This window comes from Streptomyces sp. NPDC040718, from assembly GCF_055593565.1.
The window spans coordinates 148,848-166,081 of record NZ_JBVIXO010000011.1 but is presented as its reverse complement, the minus strand read 5'-3'; the positions used below and the strand labels follow the sequence as shown (position 1 = coordinate 166,081).

Sequence of the window (17,234 nt, the reverse complement as noted above, 5' to 3'; positions counted from 1 at the left end):
GTCCCGCCCGGGTGCTTCGCCCCAGGCCGGCTCCCCGGCCGCACGACCGCACCACCGCGCGAAGTACAGCTCCCCAGAAGTGCAGAACGTCCTTCCTGCTGCTCCTGACACGCCGCTCTCGTCGTCGGGCCGGCTTTCCACGCCCAGATCCGTCCCGGATCCATCCCACGACCTGAAACGGGAGAACCACGACGTGGCCACCTTCCTCTACCGGCTCGGGCGCGGTGCCTTCAGGCGCCGCGGCCTGGTCGCCCTCGTATGGGTGGCGCTGCTCGTCGCCGCGGGCTTCGGCGCCGCGACGGCCTCCGCGCCCACCTCCGGCTCGTTCTCGATACCCGGCACGGAGGCCCAGAAGGCCTTCGACCTGCTGGACGAGAAGTTCCCGGGCACGTCCGCCGACGGCGCGACCGCCCGCATCGTCGTCAAGGCCCCGGCGGGCGCCAAGGTCACCGACCCGGGCCCCAAGGCCGAGGTCGAGAAGCTCATCTCCGGCCTGAAGAGCGGCGACGGCGCCGCCCAGATCGCCACCGTCGATGACCCGTACCAGACGAAGGCGGTGAGCCAGGACGGCTCCACCACCTACGTCAGCGTGAAGTACAAGGTCAGCGGCATGGAGCTGAAGGACGACACCCGAGAGGCCCTCAAGGACTCGGGCCACGCGGCCCAGAAGGCCGGCCTCCAGGTGGAGATCGGCGGTGACGCGCTGATGGAGGCCCCAAAAACGGGTTCCGGTGAGGCCATCGGCATCCTGATCGCCGGCATCGTCCTCGTCATCACCTTCGGCTCGCTGGTCGCGGCCGGGCTGCCGCTGCTGACCGCGCTGATCGGCGTCGGCATCGGCGTCTCCTCGATCACCGCGCTCGCCAACGTCCTGGACCTCGGCTCCACCACCTCCACCCTCGCGATGATGATCGGCCTCGCGGTCGGCATCGACTACGCGCTCTTCATCGTTTCCCGCTACCGCGCGGAGCTCGCCGAGGGCCGCGACCGCGACGAGGCCGCCGGCCGCGCCGCCGGAACCGCAGGCTCCGCCGTGGTCTTCGCCGGCCTGACCGTGGTCATCGCCCTGGTGGGCCTGGCCGTCGTCAACATCCCGATGCTGACGAAGATGGGTGTCGCCGCCGCCGGAACGGTGGTCATCGCGGTGCTCGTCGCCCTGACGCTGGTCCCGGCGATCCTCGGCTTCGCGGGCAAGAAGGTGCTGCCCGCCGGTCAGAAGAGCAAGCTGTTCGGCAAGGGCCGCCCGGCCGGCGCCGAGCCCAAGGCAAACGGCGGCACCCGCTGGGCCCGCTTCGTGCTGCGCCGCCCGGTGACGGTGCTGCTGGCCGGTGTGATCGGCCTCGGCGCCATCGCGATCCCGGCGAGCAAGCTGGAGATGGGCCTGCCGGACGACGGCTCCAAGCCGGTCTCCACCAGCCAGCGCAAGGCGTACGACATGCTGTCCGAGGGCTTCGGCCCCGGCTTCAACGGTCCGCTGATGGTGGTCGTCGACGGCGACAAGGCGCTGGCCGACAGCACCGCCGACCGGATCAAGGGCCTGGACGGGGTGGCGGCAGTGATGCCCCCGCTCCAGAACGAGGCCAAGGACGCCGCGATCGTCAGCGTGATCCCGAAGGACCGACCGTCCTCCACCGAGACCGAGGACCTGGTCCACGCGATCCGCGAGGGCAACGGCAAGGACGTGTTCGTCAGCGGCCAGACCGCGATGAACATCGACTTCTCGCAGAAGATGAACGACGCGCTGCTGCCCTACCTGGCGCTCGTCGTCGGCCTCGCCTTCCTGCTGCTGATGCTGGTCTTCCGCTCGATCCTGGTCCCGCTCAAGGCGGCCCTCGGCTTCCTGCTGTCGGTCGTCGCGGCCCTCGGCGCGGTCGTCGCGGTCTTCCAGTGGGGCTGGCTCGGCTCGCTCTTCGGCGTGGAGCAGACCGGTCCGATCATGTCGATGATGCCGATCTTCATGGTGGGTGTGGTCTTCGGCCTGGCCATGGACTACGAGGTCTTCCTGGTCACCCGCATGCGTGAGGCGTACGTCCACGGCGAGCGGCCGGGCCAGGCCGTGGTGACCGGCTTCCAGTACAGCGCCCGCGTGGTCGTGGCCGCCGCCGTCATCATGATCGCCGTGTTCTCCGGCTTCCTCGGCGCCAGCGACTCGATGGTGAAGATGATCGGCTTCGGCCTGGCCGTCGCCGTCCTCTTCGACGCCTTCGTGGTCCGCATGGCCATCGTGCCGGCGGTGCTGGCGCTGCTCGGCCACAAGGCCTGGTGGCTGCCGAAGTGGCTCGACCGGATCCTGCCCAACGTGGACGTGGAGGGCGAGAGCCTGCGCAAGCACCTCGGCGAGTCCGGGTCCGAGGCCGGATCGCCGGAGGACCCCGACAAGCGGCGCGAGCTCGTCAACGCCTGAGCCGCCGTCCGAGGCGCCGCCTGAGGCGACGACCCGGGGCCGATGCCCCGGGTCAACGTCCCGGGTCAATATCGGGCCCGGAAAGTCACACCTGCCGAACGCCGGCCCCGCACCTGGAACCCCAGGTGCGGGGCCGGCGGCGTTGCGCTACGCCGTCCGGGTGGTGGCGTACGTACGGCGCAGGAAGCGTCGCAGCGCCGTGCTGTCGAACTGGAGGACGGCGACCCCCTCGGGCGAGTGGAACTCCACCACCGCCTGGACACGCCCGCAGGGCCAGACGCGTACGTCCCCGCTCCCGGACGGGGCCAGCAGACCGGCCTCCAGGAGGGCGAGGGGGAAGACCCACTCGTTGTCGGTGTCCTCGGGGGACAGCTCGGCGGGGAAGACGACGCGTACGGCCAGCGGCTCGGCGGGAGTGAAGCGCAGGGCCACCGGAATGGCCCGGTAGAGGGGGTCGTCGGTGATCACGCGGGCGCGCACCCGCTCTTCGATGGCGGTCGCGGTCGCGGTCGTGGCCGCTGCTGCTGGATTCTCGGCGGTGGCTGACATCGACAAGACTCCTCGAAATCGGAACATTTGCGTCCGTTTGTCCGTCCAGCCTCGCACATTCCGACGAAAGCGCACGGGTCTATTTGTGACCTGCCTGCTCTTGCCAACGGTTTGCAACTGGGCACTACTCTTGAACGGTTAAAGACTTGTGCGAGAAAGAGGAAGCGGAGCTTCTCCATGCATGTGCCCGACGGATTCATCAACACACCCGTCTCGGTGGCCGCAGGAGTAGCGGCCGCCGCCGCTGTCGCGGCCAGCCTGCGCGGCGCCCGCCGTGAGCTCGACGAGCGCACCGCCCCGCTGGCCGGCCTCGTCGCCGCCTTCATCTTCGCCGTGCAGATGCTGAACTTCCCGGTCGCCGCCGGTACCAGCGGCCACCTCCTCGGAGGGGCCCTCGCCGCCATACTCGTCGGCCCCTACACGGGCGTGCTGTGCGTGTCCGTCGTCCTGCTGATGCAGGGCATCCTCTTCGCCGACGGCGGCCTGACCGCCCTCGGCGTCAACGTCCTCAACATGGCCGTGGTGACCGTGGTCGTCGCCTATGCCGTGTTCCGCGGGCTCCTCAAGCTGCTGCCCGCCGGCCGCCGCTCGGTCACCGTCGCAGCCTTCGCCGGCGCCCTGCTCTCCGTACCGGCCGCCGCCGCCGCCTTCACCGCCCTCTACGCCCTGGGCGGCACCACCGACGTCCCGATCGGCAAGGTCATCACCGCCATGGTCGGCGTCCACGTCCTCATCGGCATCGGCGAGGCCGCCATCACCGCCGCGACCGTCGGCGCCGTGATCGCCGTACGCCCCGACCTGGTGCACGGCGCGCGCCGGCTGACCACCCCGCTGAAGCTGCGCGTCGGCGGTGAGCTGGTCGACGCTCCCGCGCCCGCCGCCACCCCGGTGCCGGCCGCCGCCCGCCCCGCGCGCAAGCTCTGGCTGACCGGCCTGGCCACCGCCCTCGTACTGGCCGGCTTCGTCTCCTTCTACGCCTCCGCCAGCCCCGACGGCCTGGAGAAGGTCGCCGCCGACAAGGGCATCGACACCAAGGTCGAGGAGCACGCCGCCGCCGGCTCCCCGCTCGCCGACTACGGCGTCAAGGACGTCTCCGACGCCCGCCTCTCCGGCGGCCTCGCGGGCGTCATCGGCGTCGGCGCGACCGTCGCCGTCGGCACCGGCGTCTTCTGGGCCGTGCGCCGCCGCCGTGCGCAGGACCTGACCGCGACGTCCACGGCCGCCCCCTCGGCCGGCTGACATGGGAGCGGGCCACGCGCACAAGCTCTACCGGCACGGGCACTCGCCCGTGCACGAGCTGCCGCCGCACTGCAAGATCGCTGCGACGTTCGCGTTCGTGGTCGTCGTCGTGTCCACGCCGCGCGAGGCCGTGTGGGCCTTCGCGGGGTACGCGGTCCTCGTCGCCGCCGTCGCGGCGGCGGCCCGGATCCCCGCGGGCTTCATGCTGCGGCGGATGCTGATCGAGGTGCCCTTCGTACTCTTCGCCGTGCTCATGCCCTTCGTGTCCCAGGGCGAACGGGTGGAGGTCCTCGGCATGTCCCTGAGCGTCTCCGGCCTCTGGGGCGCCTGGAACGTCCTGGCCAAGGGCACCCTCGGCGTGGCCGCCTCCGTGCTGCTCGCCTCCACCACCGAACTGCGCGCCCTGCTACTGGGACTCCAGCGGCTGAAGCTGCCGCCGCTGCTCGTGCAGATCGCCTCCTTCATGATCCGGTACGGCGACGTCATCACCGACGAGCTGCGCCGCATGTCCATCGCCCGGCGCTCGCGCGGCTTCGAGGCGCGCGGCGTCCGGCACTGGGGAGTGCTCGCCAAGACGGCCGGAGCCCTCTTCATCCGCTCCTACGAACGCGGCGAGCGGGTCTACCTCGCCATGGTCAGCCGCGGCTACGCCGGCTCCATGCCGGTGATCGACGACGTCACGGCCACCCGCGCCCAGTGGGCGTACTCGGCCGTGCTCCCCGTGACGGCGCTCGCCGTCTGTCTGATGGGATGGACGCTGTGACGTCTTCTTCCGCTCCCTCCTCCCCTTCCGCCGCCACCGCGCCCTCCCTGGAGGTGTCGGGGGTCGCCTACGCCTACCCCGACGGGCACCAGGCCCTCTTCGGGGTCGACCTCACCGTCGGCCGCGGGGAGCGGGTCGCGCTCCTCGGCCCGAACGGTGCGGGGAAGACCACCCTCGTGCTGCACCTCAACGGCATCCTCGGCGGCGGGGTCGGATCGGTGAGCGTGGCCGGGCTGCCCGTGGAGAAGCGGAACCTCTCCGAGATCCGGCGCCGGGTGGGCATCGTCTTCCAGGACCCCGACGACCAGCTGTTCATGCCGACGGTGCGGGAGGACGTGGCCTTCGGCCCGGCGGCGGCCGGCCTGCGCGGCGCGGAACTGGAGGAGCGGGTCCGTGAGGCGCTCGAACTGGTCGGCATGGCCGGCTTCGCCGACCGGCCCCCGCACCACCTGTCCTTCGGTCAGCGCCGCCGGGTGGCGGTGGCGACCGTACTGGCGATGCGGCCGGAGATCCTCGTCCTGGACGAGCCGTCCTCCAACCTGGACCCGGCCTCGCGGCGCGAGCTCGCCGACATCCTGCGGTCGCTGGACGTGACCGTCCTGATGGTGACGCACGACCTGCCGTACGCGCTGGAGCTCTGCCCGCGCTCGGTGATCCTCAGCGAGGGCGTCATCGCGGCCGACGGGCGCACCCGGGACCTGCTGTGCGACGACGCGCTGATGCAGGCGCACCGGCTGGAGCTGCCGTTCGGCTTCGACCCGCGGTCGGTGGCGGCGGCGCAGGGCGGCGCCGGGCGGTGACGTCGGGCGGTGACGTCGGGCGGTGACCGCGTGCGGTGGCGCAGCACGGTCGGCTAATGCCACAGATTGAATGGTGGCATTAGCCGGCGGCGTTGGGGTGGGGCGGGCGTCGGCCGGGCGCACGGGGGTTCGCGCGGCCGGCGGCATAAGGGGCGGCCGGCGGTTGTTGGCCTGCTCGTGAACATCCAGGGTGCGGTGACCGAGGGCTTCGAGCCCGTCAGAGACGCCTTCGCGCGCAACTTCGAGGTCCTCGGGGACCGGGGCGCGGCCGTGGCCGTGTACCGGGACGGCCGCAAGGTGGTCGACCTGTGGGGCGGCACGAAGGACGCGGACGGCGACGCAGCCGGGCCCTGGACCGAGGACACCGCGACGATCGTGCGCTCCGCCACCAAGGGCGTGGCCGCCGCCGTCCCGCTGCTGCTGCACCAGCGCGGACTGCTGGACCTGGACGCACCGGTGGGCTCGTACTGGCCCGAGTTCAAGGCGGGCGGCAAGGAGAAGGCGCTGGTCCGCCACCTCCTCGCCCACCAGGCCGGCGTGCCCGCGCTGGACCGCGGCCTCACCACCGCGCAGGCCGCCGACGGGGTGAGCGGTCCGCGCGCGGTCGCCGCGCAGCGGGCCTTCTGGGAGCCGGGCACCGAGCACGGCTACCACGCGCAGACCTTCAGCTGGCTGGTCTCCGAGCTGGTGCTGCGGGCGACGGGCCGCACCGTCGGCGGCATCCTGGCGGAGGAGATGGCCGAGCCGCTGGGGCTGGACTTCTGGATAGGCCTGCCGGAGAGCGAGGCGTCCCGGGTGGGCCGGGTGGCGCCGGTGGAGCCGCCGCCGAGCGCGGGGCTGCTGAAGACCCGGCCGAGGAGAAACGTTTCCGAGGCGTACGCCGACCCGGACTCGCTCACCCGGCGCGCCTTCGCGGCCATCGACCCCCTGCCGGACGAGAACGACCCCGTCTACCAGGCCGCCGAGCTGCCCGGTTCCGCCGGCATCGGCACGGCGCGCGCCCTGGCCCGCTTCTACGGGGCGACCATCGGCGTGGTGGAGGACGGGGCGCGGATCTTCACCCCCGCCACCACCGCGCTGGCCGGCACGGAGTTCGCGTCCGGGCCCGACCGGGTGCTCGTGGTGAACACCCGCTTCGGCCCGGGCTACATGCTGCACGGACCGGCGTCCCCGCTGCTGTCCCCGGCCTCCTTCGGCCATCCGGGGCGAGGCGGCTCCCTGGCCTTCGCGGACCCGGAGTCGGGGATCGGCTTCGGCTACGTCACCAACTCCCACGCCAAGTCGGTCACCGCCGACCCGCGTGCGCAGGCGCTGGTGCGGGCGCTGCGGTCCTGCCTCTGACGCCGTACGGCGGGCGCGGCGCGGTCGGCGCGGTCGGCACGGTCAGGCGCCCTCGCGTACGTCGGCCAGCGCGGCCGCGGCGTGCTCGATGAGCTCCTTCGGGGCCATGGGGAAGACGGTGTGCGGGGTGCCGGCCGCGGCCCAGACCACGTCGTGCTCCAGCAGCGAGCGGTCGGCCAGCACCCGGGTGCGGGTGCGGTGGCCGAAGGGCGGGACGCCGCCGATGGCGTAGCCGGTGGTCTCGCGGACGAGCGCGGCGTCGGCACGGGTGACTTTCGCGGCGCCGAGTTGACGTCGTACCGCCTCGACGTCGACCCGTGAGGCGCCGTCCATGAGGACCAGCACCGGGACCCCGTCCGCTGCGAAGATCAGCGACTTCACGATCTGGCTGAGCTCGCAGCCGATCGCGGCGGCGGCGTCGGCGGCCGTACGGGTCCCTTCGGGGAAGGCGCGGACGTCGAGGTCGAGGCCCAGCTCGGTGAGGGCCCGGGCGAAGAGGGGGTGCGGGGTGCTGGTCGTCATGCCGGGACGCTAGCGCTGCGCGGGGCCCGGAGGCCACGCGTTTTACCCTGCCCGGCTCTGACCGGTAGGCCTGCCCGGCCTGCCCGGCTCCGCCGCCCCCCCCGTCAGGAGGCGTTCAGGACGGTCGCGACGATGGGGCCGGCCGTGTCGCCGCCGTGGCCGCCGCCCTCGACCATCGCGGCCGCCGCCACGTCGCCCCGGAAGCCGGTGAACCAGCTGTCCGGCGCCGTCGCGGCGTCGACCTCCGCCGAGCCGGTCTTCGCCCCCTTGTCGGAGCCGCCGACGGAGGACATGGCGCCCGCCGCCGTGCCGCCGGGGCCGGCGGCCTGCTTCATCATCCGTACCAGCTGCGCCGACACCCCGGGCGCCAGCGAGCGCGGGGCGGCGGCCAGGGCGCGACCGTCCAGCGACGCCTTGACCAGCACCGGCTGACGGAACACCCCGGTCCGGGCGGTCGCCGTGATCGACGCGACGTTCAGGGGGTTCATCTGGATCGCGCCCTGGCCGATGTACTCGGCGGCCGCGGCCGGGCCGGAGGTCACCGGCACGCTGCCGTCCTGGGACGGGATGCCGGTCTTCCAGTCCAGCCCGATGCCGAAGGCCTCCTTGGCCACCCTCGGCAGCGCGGCGTTGTCGTGCACCTCGTCGATCAGGCCGATGAAGGCGGTGTTGCAGGACTTGGCGAAACTGGTCGAGAAGGGCTGCCCCTTCAGCGAGAAGTTGTTCAGGTTGTGGAAGACCTTGCCGTCCCACGAGACGGTCTGCGGGCAGTCCGCCGGACGGTCCGCCGCCACCAGGCCCTTCTCCAGAAGCATCGCCGCCGTCACGATCTTCATCGTCGAGCCGGGGGCCCGCCGGCCCTGCATCGCCGCGTTGAAGCCGTCCCTGCGGTGGTTGGCCACCGCCAGGATGTCGCCGGTGCTCGGCTGGACGGCGACCACGGAGGCCTCGGGGTACTGCGCCACGGCCCTCTCGGCCGCCGCCTGCACGCCGGCGTCCAGCACGGTCTGGATCTGCCCCGGCTTGCCCTCCACCAGGGTCAGCAGGTTCCGCTTCGGCGCGTCCTGGGCCGCCGGCTCGATCCACAGCTCGACGCCGGGCGTGCCACCGGTCTTCTCTCCGTAGGTCTTGCGCAGCGATTCCAGCACCGGCCGCAGCGACGGGTACTGCTCGGCCGTCAGCTCCTTGCCGTTGCGGTCGACCGCCTTGACCGGCGGGCTCGCCGGGGTGCCCGCGCGCAGCGTCTCGCCCTTCTGGAGCTGCGGGTGGATCACCGACGGCTGCCAGTCGACGAGCGGCTTGCCGTTGCCGATGCCGCGGACGACCGTCAGCCGGGATTCGTAGACGAGGGGCTTGGTCGTGCCCTCGTGGCTGATCTCGGCCTCGACCTTGAACGGCACCGCGGTGCCCTCCGCCGCCCCGGGGGTGATGACGGCCTTGGACACCATCGCCTTGGCCCGGTAGTCGGCCACCGCGGTCTGCGCGGCCTGCGCGTTGTTGGTCAGCTCGGCGGCCGTGCGGTCGTCGCCGGCCGCCCACGCGGCCAGGAAGGCCTTCGCGGTGGCGGCCGCCTCCTTGTCCGTGACGGGTCCACTCGCCCTCGCGGCGGGGGCCGCGCTGTTCCCCGTACCGCGGTCGCCGCCCGCCGCGCCGCCGTCGCCGCTGTCCCCGACCAGCGCGTACACCCCGTACGCGGTTCCGCCGACCATCGCGAGGAACACCCCGCCGACGATGGCACCCTTTGCCGCCCCGTTCACTGCGTCCCCTCCCCAGGAGCCCCCGTTCTCTGAACATGTTCAAAGAACCTGTGAGGGGACCTTACCTCTCGGTAACGGGTCAGATCCAGCTGTCCAGCCACATCCGGCCGCGCCACGAGTCCATGGGCAGGGTCTGGCCTGTGTAGATCGGCCAGAAATAGATGAAGTTCCAGATGATCAGGAGGACGAGGACGCCCGCGCCGATCGCGCCCACCGCGCGCCGGCGCTCCGAGGAGCCCGCCGGGCCCAGCAGGGCACCGACCATCATCGCCACCGCCAGGCACAGGTAGGGGACGAAGACCACTGCGTAGAAGTAGAAGATGGTCCGCTCCTGGTAGTTGAACCAGGGCAGCAGGCCGGCGCCCAGCGCGCACGCGATCGCGCCCGCCCGCCAGTCGCGCCGGAAGAACCACCGCCACAGCACGTACAGCAGCGCGAAGCAGCCCGCCCACCACAGCAGCGGCGTGCCGAGGGCCAGCACCTCGCGGGCGCACTTGCCGGCCGCGGACGCCGGGCAGCCGTCGGTGCCGGGCGCGGGGGACTCGTAGAAGTAGGAGACGGGCCGGCCCAGGACCAGCCAGCTCCACGGGTTCGACTCGTAGGTGTGGCCGGAGGTCAGGCCCACGTGGAACTTGTAGACCTCCGTCTCGTAGTGCCACAGGCTGCGCAGCCACTCGGGGAGGAAGGACAGCGCGCTGTTCTGGTCGTTATTGGCGGCCCAGTCGCGGAAGTAGCCGCCCTTGCCGTCGTCCGGGCTGAGGATCCAGCCCGTCCAGGAGGCCACGTACACGGCGATCGCCACCGGCACCGTCGACAGGAAGCCGGGCAGCGCGTCGCGGCGCAGCATCGCCGCGTACGGGGCGCCCGCGCCGGCGGTGCGGCGGGCGGCCGCGTCCCACAGGACGGTGAGGATCCCGAAGAAGGCCAGCACCACGAGGCCGTTCCACTTGGTGCCGAAGGCCAGGCCCAGGCAGACGCCGGCCAGCAGCCGGTACGGGCGCCAGCCCAGCCGCAGGGTCTCCGCGATCGTCACGTCGGGGCGGGCGCGGCCCTCCTCGTCGACCGGCAGCGCGGCGGCGAGCCGGGCGCGCGCCCTGTCCCGGTCGACGACCAGCGCCCCGAAGGCCGCCAGGACGAAGAACATCAGCACCAGGTCGAGCAGCGCGGTCCGGCTCATCACCAGGTGCAGGCCGTCGACCGCCAGCAGCGCGCCCGCCAGGCAGCCGAGGGAGGTGGAGCGGAACAGCCGGCGGCCGATGCGGCACACCAGCAGCACCGACAGGGTGCCGAGCACCGCGGTCATGAAACGCCAGCCGAAGGGGGTGAAGCCGAACATCCACTCGCCGAGGCCGATCACCCATTTGCCGACGGGCGGGTGCACGACGTAGCCGGGGTCCAGGGGGAGCGGTACCGCGTCGGGATTCGCCAGGATCGACTTGTCGACATCCTTGGGCCAGCTGGCTTCGTAGCCCTGCTTGACGGTGGCCCACGCGTCCTTGGCGTAGTACGTCTCGTCGAATATCACCGCCTTGGGGCTGCCCAGGTGCGTGAACCGCAGCACCCCCGCCACCAGCGTGATCAGCAGCGGTCCCGCCCAGGCCATCACCCGCTGCCAGGTCCCCCGGCCCGCCTCGGGGATCCCGAGCGCCGTCCACAGCTGTGCGGACGGCCGTGCGTACGGGGGCACGAGGCGGGTGCGGACGTCGGTCACCGGCGCTGCCGGCGCGTAGCCGAACCCGCGCAGGCGGCGCAGCCACACGGGCGGCTCGTATTCGGAGTCGCCTCCGCCCGGCCGGACGGGCGGGGCCCCCGCGGGGCTGGGCGGCGGCGTCGCGGTACTGGTCACCGGATCATCGTAGGGAACGCCCCTGTGGAGCCCCAGCCCCCACGAGCCCCAATGAGAGGATGAGTCGGTGACAGCTGACCAGCCCCGCGGTGCCGAAGCCCCTTCCTCCCACGGCGTACTCGTCCTCGCCGGGACCCCCATCGGCGATCTCGCCGACGCCCCGCCCCGGCTCGCGGCCGAGCTGGAGCGGGCCGACGTGATCGCCGCCGAGGACACCCGGCGGCTGCGCCGGCTCACGCAGGGGCTCGGCGTGCACACCACCGGGCGCGTCCTGTCGTACTTCGAGGGCAACGAGTCCGCCCGCACCCCCGAACTGGTCGAGGCCCTGGAGGCCGGCCGGCGGGTGCTCCTGGTGACCGACGCCGGAATGCCCTCGGTCTCCGACCCCGGCTACCGGCTGGTCGCCGCCGCCGTCGAGAAGGACATCAAGGTCACCGCGGTGCCCGGGCCGTCCGCCGTGCTCACCGCGCTCGCCCTGTCCGGGCTGCCCGTGGACCGCTTCTGCTTCGAGGGCTTCCTGCCGCGCAAGGCGGGCGAGCGGCTGGGCCGGCTCCGCGAGGTGGAGGGCGAGCGGCGCACCCTCGTCTACTTCGAGGCGCCGCACCGGCTGGACGACACCCTGGCGGCCATGGCCGAGGTGTTCGGCGCCGGCCGGCGGGCCGCCGTGTGCCGCGAGCTGACCAAGACCTACGAGGAGGTCAAGCGGGGCGGACTCGGCGACCTCGCCGCGTGGGCGGCCGAGGGGGTGCGCGGCGAGATCACCATCGTGGTCGAGGGCGCGCCGGCGGCCGCGCCCGGCGACGTGGACGACGAGGAGCTCGTGCGCCGCGTGCGCGTGCGCGAGGAGGCCGGCGAGCGCCGCAAGGAGGCCATCGCGGCGGTCGCGGCGGAGGCCGGCGTACCCAAGCGCGACGTCTTCGACGCGGTCGTCGCGGCAAAGAATGCGACACAAAAGATGCCGTGAGTGGGTAAAGAGCTAACCTGAAAAGCAAAGCTCAGACCGCGCACCGGCCCCTTTGGGCATGACTCGGCCAAAGGCCGTCCATTACTGGACAGGGCCTGATGCGCTCCCGCCCGAAGAGGCGTCCACTGGCAGTGGCACCAGTGGAACAAGAGGAGCTGGCATGAGTGAGATCGCAGACACCCCGGTACCCGCCACGGCCGCGGGACCGGCACCTGTTCCCACCACCTCCGGCGTGCAGACCGTGCACGAGGCCTACTCGTTCGCGTGCATGAAGTGCGGCTACGGCTGGGAGCAGGCGTACGCGATAGAGCACCACGTCGACGGCAAGGGCGAGCCGTTCATCATGTACACGGTGAACGGCGAGCGGGTGCCCTCCCCGCTGTCGAACCCGACCTGCCTCAACTGCGGCGGACACGTCGTACGGATCATGCGCGCGGGCCAGGTCTCCACGGTGCTCGGCACGATCGACCGGCTCTACCACCACCGCATCGCCCCGGGGATCGCCGGACCCGTACCGGCCGGCGAGAACGCCCCCCGCCCGCCGAAGCAGCGCCGGATCCCGTCGCACGACTCGCCCGGACCGGTGGCGGTGGACGCGTCCGAGCGGCGCCGCGGCCCGCTCTCCCGCCTCCTCGGGCTCTTCAGGCGGTCATAAGATCGGCTCATGAGCCCCAGCCCCTCCTCCTCCCCGGCCGCCGCCTCCAAGGCCGCGTCGAAGGACGTCCCGCCCCCGCTGCCCGAGCCGCTGCGGGTGGCGGTGGCCGACTCGCACACCCACCTCGACATGCAGTCCGGCACCGTGGAGGAGGGCCTCGCGAAGGCCGCCTCCGTGGGCGTGACCACCGTCGTCCAGGTGGGCTGCGACGTGAAGGGCTCGCGCTGGGCCGCCGAGACCGCGGCAGCCCACGCCAACGTCCACGCCGCCGTCGCGCTCCACCCGAACGAGGCGCCCCGCATCGTCCACGGAGACCCCGACGGGTGGTCCCGGCAGGGCGCCCGGTCCGGCGGCGGCCAGGCGGCGCTCGACGACGCGCTCGCCGAGATCGAGGCGCTGGCCGCGCTGGACCACGTCAAGGCGGTCGGCGAGACCGGCCTCGACCACTTCCGCACCGGCCCCGAGGGGATGGCCGCGCAGGAGCGTTCCTTCCGGGCCCACATCGAGATCGCCAAGCGGCAGGGCAAGGCCCTCGTCATCCACGACCGCGACGCCCACGCCGACGTACTGCGCGTGCTACGCGAGGAGGGCGCCCCAGAGCGCACCGTCTTCCACTGCTACTCGGGCGACGCCGACATGGCCCGGGAGTGCGCCGCCGCCGGCTACTACATGTCCTTCGCCGGGACCGTCACCTTCAAGAACGCCGCGCCGCTGCGCGAGGCTCTCGCGGTGGCCCCGCTGGAGCTGGTGCTGGTGGAGACCGACGCCCCGTACCTCACCCCGGCGCCCTACCGCGGACGGCCGAACGCCCCGTACCTCATTCCGCTGACGGTCCGGGCCATGGCCGCCGTCCGTGGCATCGACGAGGACGCCATGGCCACCGCCCTCGCCGCCAACACGGCGCGCGCCTTCGGCTACTGACGCGCCCCGGCACCCGCCCGTCCCGTCCTTCGCGCAGCCGTTCGCCCGACACGCTGGGTAGTCGAACGGCTTTGGTGCGTGACGCCCCCTGCCGCTAGGGTGCCGTGCCCGAGCAGCCGGGGGCCGGACCAGTGGAGCGAGCGACGTGAGCGAAACGCAGGGCAGTCACCGCCGTGCCTCCTGGCCGGACCCCGCGCCGGACCCGGCTCCGGACACAAGCCACGACGGCCACGACGGCTCGTACGACGGCCCTTACGAGAACCCGTACGACGGCCCGTACGGGGACCCGTACGCCGCCGCCCCCGAGCCGCAGGTCCCCGCCCCCCGCGGCGAAGGCCGCCGGGCCGCCCGCCGCCGCGCGGCGGCCCCCGCCGGCGGACGCCGCCGCACCAGCACCGCGGAACCCCCGCCACCGCCACCGCCCGCCGCCCCAGGCGCCGACCCCGCCCCCGGCCGCCCGCCCGGCGCCGGGTCCGGCCGCCGCAGGCGCTCCGCCCCCGCCCCGGCCGGCCGGGGCGCCGCCACAGCCCGCGACAGCTGGCGGCGCATCGTCCCGCAGGCCCTCGTCGTGGCCTTCCTGGCCGGCGGCACCACCGCCTTCGTCGCCGCGGACAAGGCCGTGCGGCTCACCGTCGACGGAGTCCCCCGCACCCTCCACACCTTCGCCGGGAGCGTTGACGAACTCCTCGAAGCCGAAGGCCTCGGCGTCGGCCCCCACGACCTCGTCGCCCCCGCCCCAGGCTCCGCCCTCGACGACGGCCAGCAGGTCGTGCTCCGCTACGGCCGCCCCCTGCGCCTCACCCTCGACGGCACCACCCGCCAGATGTGGACCACCGCCCGCACCGTCGACGGCGCCCTGCGCCAGCTCGGCGTCCGCGTCGAGGGCGCCTACCTCTCCGCCCCCCGCACCGCCACCGTCCCCCGCTCCGGCCTCACCCTCGGCGTGCGCACCGAACGCGGCGTCACCTTCATGGCCGACGGCCGCGAACGCACCATCCGCACCAACGCCGCCACCGTCAAGGAAGCCCTCGACCAGGCCGGCATCACCCTCCAGGGCCAGGACACCACCTCCGTCCCCCCGGACTCCTTCCCCCGCGACGGCCAGACCGTCACCGTGCTGCGCATCACCGGCACCCGCGAGGTCCGCGAGGAGCGCATCCCGTACGAGACCGAACGCGTCGAGGACGCCGGGCTCTTCGCCGGCACCGAGGTCGTCGAACGCGTCGGGCGGCCCGGGGCGCGCCGGGTCACCTACGCCCTTCGTACCGTCAACGGGGTCCGCCAGCAGCCCCGGAAGATCGCCGAGGAGGTCGTCCGGGAACCCGTCAGCCAGCGCGTCCTGGTCGGCACGAAGCCGCTGCCCACCTCCGTCGCCGGCGCCGACGGCCTCAACTGGTCCGCGCTGGCCCAGTGCGAGTCCGGGGGCCGCCCCTCCGCCACCGACCCGTCCGGCACCTACGGCGGCCTCTACCAGTTCGACGTCAGCACCTGGCGGGCCCTCGGCGGCAGCGGCCGCCCGCAGGACGCACCGGCCTCGGAGCAGACGTACCGGGCGAAGAAGCTCTACGTGCAGCGGGGGGCGAGTCCGTGGCCGCACTGCGGCCGTAGGCTTGAGCGGTGAGCACCGCAGAGCAGCAGCCCCACCAGACCTCCGAGGCCCCTTCCGACGCCCTCCTCGGGCCGGCCGACATCCGAGAGCTGGCCGCCGTCCTCGGCGTCCGCCCGACGAAGCAGAAGGGCCAGAACTTCGTCATCGACGCCAACACGGTGCGCCGGATCGTGCGCACCGCCGGGGTGCGTCCGGACGACGTGGTCGTGGAGGTCGGACCGGGCCTCGGCTCGCTGACGCTCGCCCTGCTGGAGGCCGCCGACCGGGTGACCGCCGTCGAGATCGACGACATCCTCGCCGCCGCGCTGCCCGCCACCATCGAGGCGCGGATGCCGCACAAGAAGGACCGCTTCGCGCTGGTCCACTCCGACGCGATGCTCGTCACCGAGCTGCCCGGCCCGGCGCCGACCGCGCTCGTCGCGAACCTCCCCTACAACGTGGCCGTGCCGGTTCTGCTGACCATGCTCGACCGCTTCCCGAGCATCGAGCGGACCCTCGTCATGGTCCAGTCCGAGGTCGCCGACCGGCTCGCCGCCCGCCCCGGCAACAAGGTGTACGGGGTGCCCTCGGTCAAGGCCGCCTGGTACGCGGACGTCAAGCGGGCCGGGGCCATCGGCCGCAACGTCTTCTGGCCCGCGCCGAACGTCGACTCCGGCCTCGTCTCCCTCGTACGGCGCTCCGAGCCCGTCAAGACCACCGCCTCCAAGGCCGAGGTCTTCGCGGTGGTCGACGCCGCGTTCGCACAGCGCCGCAAGGGCCTGCGCGCCGCGCTCGCCGGCTGGGCCGGTTCGGCCGCCGCCGCCGAACAGGCGCTGGTCGCCGCGGGCGTCTCGCCGCTGGCGCGCGGGGAGTCCCTGACGGTGGAGCAGTTCGCCGCGATCGCCGAGCACAAGCCGGCCGTCGAGAGGCCCGCGCTGTGAGCGTGACGGTACGCGTCCCCGCGAAGGTCAACGTCCAGCTGGCGGTGGGCGCCGCCCGCCCCGACGGCTTCCACGACCTCGCCAACGTCTTCCTGGCCGTCTCCCTGTTCGACGAGGTCACCGCGACCCCGGCCGACGCGCTGACGGTGACCTGCGAGGGCCCCGACTCCGACCAGGTGCCGCTGGACCGCACCAACCTCGCGGCGCGCGCCGCCGAGCTCCTGGCGGCCCGGGCCGGCATCGAGCCGGCCGTCCACCTCCACATCGCGAAGAACATCCCCGTGGCCGGCGGCATGGCCGGCGGCAGCGCCGACGGGGCGGGCGCGCTGCTGGCGTGCGACCTGCTGTGGAAGCTGGACACCCCGCGCGAGGAACTGCTCGCGATCTGCGCGGAGCTGGGCAGCGACGTCCCCTTCAGCCTCGTGGGCGGCGCCGCGCTCGGCACCGGCCGCGGCGAGTTCCTGACCCCGGTGGACGCCGGCCGGTTCCACTGGGTGTTCGCGGTCGCCGACGGCGGCCTGTCCACCCCGGCGGTGTTCCGGGAGTTCGACCGGCTCACCGCCGGTACGGACGTGCCCGCGCCCGAGGCCTCCCCGGCGCTGCTCGCGGCCCTCGCCTCGGGCGACGCCGACGCGCTGGCCGCCGCGCTGCCCGGGTCGAACGGCCTCCAGGCCGCCGCGCTGTCGCTGCGCCCGCAGCTGGCCGACACCCTCGCGGCGGGCGCCGACGCGGGTGCGCTGGCCGGGCTGGTGTCCGGTTCGGGGCCGACGACGGCCTTCCTGGTCCGGGACGCGGAGTCCGCCGCGAAGGTAGCCGCCGCGCTGGAGGCCTCCGGCACCTGCCGTGCCACCCGGGTCACCTCCTCCCCGGCGCCGGGGGCCACGGCCGTCTCCTGACACGCGGGCCGGCGGCGGGCCGGTGCCGGGGCGTGCGTCGGGGCGTGC

General features: G+C 73.4%; 15 protein-coding genes. 11 read left to right on the top strand and 4 right to left on the bottom strand.

Features of this window, described 5'->3' with window-relative positions:
* Positions 1-193: 193 nt before the first annotated feature.
* Complete coding sequence (locus tag ACZ597_RS25770) at positions 194-2,404, top strand: MMPL family transporter (RefSeq protein ID WP_471334462.1); 2,211 nt, start codon at positions 194-196, stop codon at positions 2,402-2,404.
* 147 nt (positions 2,405-2,551) lie between these two features.
* On the opposite strand, the gene ACZ597_RS25765 is transcribed toward ACZ597_RS25770, so the two are convergent.
* Positions 2,552-2,953 (bottom strand): SsgA family sporulation/cell division regulator, encoded by a 402-nt coding sequence (locus ACZ597_RS25765; RefSeq protein WP_471334459.1) that lies wholly within the window; start codon positions 2,951-2,953, stop codon positions 2,552-2,554.
* A 177-nt stretch (positions 2,954-3,130) separates the two neighbouring features.
* On the opposite strand from ACZ597_RS25765, the gene ACZ597_RS25760 reads away from it, so the two are divergent.
* The 4 genes from ACZ597_RS25760 (at position 3,131) to ACZ597_RS25745 (ending at position 7,096) form a co-directional block, all read left to right on the top strand.
* On the top strand, positions 3,131-4,192 hold the full coding sequence (locus ACZ597_RS25760; protein WP_471334456.1) for an energy-coupling factor ABC transporter permease: 1,062 nt from the start codon (positions 3,131-3,133) through the stop codon (positions 4,190-4,192).
* A gap of 1 nt (position 4,193) precedes the next feature.
* Positions 4,194-4,955: a cobalt ECF transporter T component CbiQ gene (gene cbiQ, locus ACZ597_RS25755; RefSeq protein WP_471334453.1), complete on the top strand. Its 762-nt coding sequence runs from the start codon at positions 4,194-4,196 to the stop codon at positions 4,953-4,955.
* Positions 4,943-5,755 (top strand): energy-coupling factor ABC transporter ATP-binding protein, encoded by an 813-nt coding sequence (locus tag ACZ597_RS25750; RefSeq protein ID WP_471334451.1) that lies wholly within the window; start codon positions 4,943-4,945, stop codon positions 5,753-5,755. Before cbiQ ends, ACZ597_RS25750 begins: the two co-directional genes overlap by 13 nt.
* A 177-nt stretch (positions 5,756-5,932) precedes the next feature.
* Positions 5,933-7,096, top strand: a complete 1,164-nt coding sequence (locus ACZ597_RS25745; protein ID WP_471334449.1) for a serine hydrolase domain-containing protein — start codon at positions 5,933-5,935, stop codon at positions 7,094-7,096.
* Positions 7,097-7,138: 42 nt separating this feature from the next.
* Here the strand turns inward: ACZ597_RS25745 and ACZ597_RS25740 are convergent, their stop codons facing one another.
* The 3 genes from ACZ597_RS25740 to ACZ597_RS25730 form a co-directional block, all read right to left on the bottom strand.
* Positions 7,139-7,618 carry a YbaK/EbsC family protein gene (locus ACZ597_RS25740; RefSeq protein WP_125818511.1) on the bottom strand — a complete coding sequence of 160 codons (480 nt, stop codon included), beginning with the start codon at positions 7,616-7,618 and terminating at the stop codon, positions 7,139-7,141.
* A 104-nt stretch (positions 7,619-7,722) separates the two neighbouring features.
* Entirely contained in the window at positions 7,723-9,375 is a 1,653-nt protein-coding gene (locus ACZ597_RS25735) for a penicillin-binding transpeptidase domain-containing protein (RefSeq protein ID WP_471334446.1), read from the bottom strand.
* Positions 9,376-9,454: 79 nt separating this feature from the next.
* Complete coding sequence (locus ACZ597_RS25730) at positions 9,455-11,221, bottom strand: dolichyl-phosphate-mannose--protein mannosyltransferase (RefSeq protein WP_471334443.1); 1,767 nt, start codon at positions 11,219-11,221, stop codon at positions 9,455-9,457.
* A 67-nt stretch (positions 11,222-11,288) separates the two neighbouring features.
* Between ACZ597_RS25730 and rsmI the strand changes: the two genes are divergently transcribed.
* The 6 genes from rsmI (at position 11,289) to ACZ597_RS25700 (ending at position 17,186) form a co-directional block, all read left to right on the top strand.
* On the top strand, positions 11,289-12,185 hold the full coding sequence (rsmI, locus tag ACZ597_RS25725; protein ID WP_471334441.1) for a 16S rRNA (cytidine(1402)-2'-O)-methyltransferase: 897 nt from the start codon (positions 11,289-11,291) through the stop codon (positions 12,183-12,185).
* Between the two features lie 160 nt (positions 12,186-12,345).
* Positions 12,346-12,840 (top strand): hypothetical protein, encoded by a 495-nt coding sequence (locus ACZ597_RS25720; protein ID WP_471334438.1) that lies wholly within the window; start codon positions 12,346-12,348, stop codon positions 12,838-12,840.
* 9 nt (positions 12,841-12,849) lie between these two features.
* Entirely contained in the window at positions 12,850-13,761 is a 912-nt protein-coding gene (locus tag ACZ597_RS25715; protein ID WP_471334435.1) for a TatD family hydrolase, read from the top strand.
* 145 nt (positions 13,762-13,906) lie between these two features.
* Positions 13,907-15,382, top strand: a complete 1,476-nt coding sequence (locus ACZ597_RS25710) for a ubiquitin-like domain-containing protein (RefSeq protein WP_471334432.1) — start codon at positions 13,907-13,909, stop codon at positions 15,380-15,382.
* A complete protein-coding gene (gene rsmA, locus ACZ597_RS25705) occupies positions 15,379-16,290 on the top strand; it encodes a 16S rRNA (adenine(1518)-N(6)/adenine(1519)-N(6))-dimethyltransferase RsmA (protein ID WP_471334430.1) in 912 nt (303 codons plus the stop codon). Before ACZ597_RS25710 ends, rsmA begins: the two co-directional genes overlap by 4 nt.
* Positions 16,287-17,186, top strand: coding sequence for a 4-(cytidine 5'-diphospho)-2-C-methyl-D-erythritol kinase (locus ACZ597_RS25700; RefSeq protein WP_471334427.1), 900 nt, complete (start codon positions 16,287-16,289; stop codon positions 17,184-17,186). The genes rsmA and ACZ597_RS25700 overlap by 4 nt, the downstream gene beginning before the upstream one ends.
* Positions 17,187-17,234 lie beyond the last annotated feature (48 nt).